1 protein-coding gene is annotated in these 2,858 nt (G+C 53.5%); it reads right to left on the bottom strand.

From position 1 onward, the window contains the following. Positions 1 to 457: 457 nt before the first annotated feature. Positions 458 to 2,858 (bottom strand): type I restriction endonuclease subunit R (locus HQL56_19335; protein ID MBF0311671.1); only part of this gene is annotated, 2,401 nt, incomplete at its 5' end.

Raw genomic sequence — 2,858 nt, 5'->3', positions numbered from 1 at the left:
CCCGAAGGGCGGCTTTAATTTTGAGACTTTCTTAATAACTTTAATTGGTGGAGCAAGTGATACGGTTTCGAACTCATTCTCCGTAACGTAATGTAACGGGAAAAATTCGGGTTGGAGAATGAGTTCGAAGATATCCTTGGTGGCCAATGAAGGCAGTATAGGTGAACCAGCCTGATCTACAAAGGCTTTTTGGCGGGGCATCAGAATTTCTCCTCCGCGCTACCGGATACCTGCGGACCCGCGTTTCGATTTCCACTTGGGTGGCAATCGCAAATTGCGCGAAATTTCCGCCACGTAAACGGAGAATGGAGAATTCTGCAGCGCCGAAACGAGGCTCATCCACTGCTTTTCCAAGGCGTTTTCCCGCAACCGGACGTCCAACTCCTTGGGCAAGTGCAGCACCCAATCGATGAAATGAAACAAGTCGATCAGTCCAAACGTCCAAGCGTCCTTTCACTCATACCCGGTTCTCCTCCGCAGGAATGGACTCGTAGATCACCCTGGAAAGCACGGCGAATGCAGCGTTCTCGAAGTCCTTGTCGTCCATGTACCGGGTGACGATCCTGTCGTTCTCACTCATGCGCTGGATCATCATGTCCTCGACCATTTTCCGCAGCCCGAGTTGGAACTTATCGAACGGGTTGGCCTGCCGCATATTAATTACCTTTGGATTGGTTGTAGCTTTCTCCCGAATCTGTTCAAAAAAAAGCCGGTCCTCATCGGTAAAATTGGTCCCGAAGCGCTCGTTAAGCACATCGATGATTTCCGAAAGGGGGGCCGTCTCCTCTTTTGTCTTGCCGGATCCCACATCGGTGGGGCTTTTCACCCCTTCCGATTCGCCCTCTCCCAGGTCAATAGCCCCGGAAAAGACACGCTCCATCCGATAGTATTGCATGCCCACCTCGTCGCCCAGGCTGACACGTTCCCCATCGTCATCCGTACCCAACTCTGGAACCAAGAATCGACCAAAACTGTAAAGCATTTCCAAATCAGGATCCGCATAGGGGATGATCTGGCTGAGGAAAGCGTAAACCCGGACATAGCCCTTCAGTTTGTCTCGAAAAGCCGACCGTAGTTCATCCGCATCCAATGCCTTGAAACGGTCTTTGGCGGGTTGAAGATGCATTTGCAATTGAGCATGGTCCGACCTAGCCTGCTGCTTTGGCATACGGTAGAAAATCCTGGCGAAGGCTTCCACCTCGCTCCAGTGGTAGACCTGCATGCCATCTAACTCGTGCTTAAGCTTTTCCAGTTGGGATGGGTCCGAACCTTCTTGAAGACTAGTGGCGTCGTAGTAGGGTTTAAAGGCACGGTAGATGTCCTCAGCTTCGTTGACAAAATCTAGAACGAATGGTGATGCTTTGCCCGGCACCATACGATTGAGACGAGACAAGGTCTGCACGGCCTGTACGCCATCCAACCGTCTGTCCACGTACATGGCCATGAGCAAGGGTTGATCAAAGCCTGTCTGGTATTTATTGGCCACCAGGAGCACTTGGTAATCCGGAGAGGCAAATCGATCAGGGAGCTGATTTTCGCCGATGCGCTGACCACTGACCATGTCGATGTTCATGCCCGGCTCGGTGTACTCCTTGCCGGTGTCAGGATCCTTTACCGTACCACTGAAGGCTACCAGGGGGCGGATGTCGTCGTAACCGTGCTCATCGATATAATTCTGAAAAGCCAGCATGTATTTAACGGCCTGCAAGCGGGAACTTGTCACCACCATGGCCTTGGCCTGTCCTCCCAGGTGGCGCATCACATGGCCTCGAAAGTGCTCCACGACTACCTCGATTTTCTGAGCAATATTGGTAGGGTGCATCACCATAAACTTGGTCAGAATACGGGCAGCCTTCTTTTTGGGCAGATCAGGATCCTCCTCTACCGCTTTTACCAGCTTGAAGTAGGTCTTGTAGGTGGTGTAGTTGCGCACCACGTCGAGGATAAAACCCTCCTCGATAGCCTGCCGCATGCTATAGAGGTGGAAAGGGACCGGCTTGCCATCGGGGCTTGGTTGTCCAAAAAGTTCCAGTGTCTTGCCTTTGGGAGTGGCTGTGAAGGCGAAGAAGCTCAGGTTGGGTTGACGCCCCCGGGAGATCATCACTTGATTGAGCCGGTCTTCCCAGTCGGGATCATCGTCAGTATCTTCATTCCCCGTAGCGGCTCCCAGGATCTCCTTTAGTTCCCGAGCGGTCTCACCGGTTTGAGAGGAGTGGGCCTCATCCACAATTACCGCATAACGGCGGTTGCCGATCTCCGCTTCCCATGCCTTGGCCTGGGCGCGTTCTTCCGCCGTGGGGCTGTCCAGTTGGCTGGCACCCGTCGCGTGGAGCAGACCGCGCAACACGAAGGGAAATTTTTGCAGCGTGGTCACCACGATTTTGGTGCCGTCGATGAGGGCTGTAGCCAGTTGTTTGGCGTCCCGGTCAATGGCTTTGACCACCCCCTGGGCGTGTTCGATTTGGTAGATAGCATCCTGCAACTGGCGGTCGAGAACCTGCCTGTCGGTGATGACGATGACGCAATCATAAATCTTCCGGTCGTCGTCAGTATGCAGGCTGGCCAAGCGGTGGGAAAGCCAGGAGATGCTGTTGGTCTTGCCGCTTCCCGCCGAATGCTGGATCAGATAGTTTTGTCCGCTCCCCTCGCGTCGGGCTGCTCGGATCAGGTTGCGCACACTGTCCAATTGGTGGTAACGGGGAAAGATCATTGTTTCTTTTGTGACAATTCGTTGTCCTCCCTGCCCATCGATCTGCTTCTCCTCCTTCGTTTCGATGAACAGGAAATTCCCAAAGATGTCTAGAAAGCTGTCCCTGGCCAACACCTCTTGCCACAGGTAGCCGGTGCGGTAGCCGGAT

It is taken from the genome of Magnetococcales bacterium, assembly GCA_015231925.1.
Classification (GTDB): domain Bacteria; phylum Pseudomonadota; class Magnetococcia; order Magnetococcales; family JADGAQ01; genus JADGAQ01.
The sequence above is the reverse complement of the archived record's forward strand: the minus strand, read 5'-3'. Positions and strand labels throughout refer to the sequence as shown.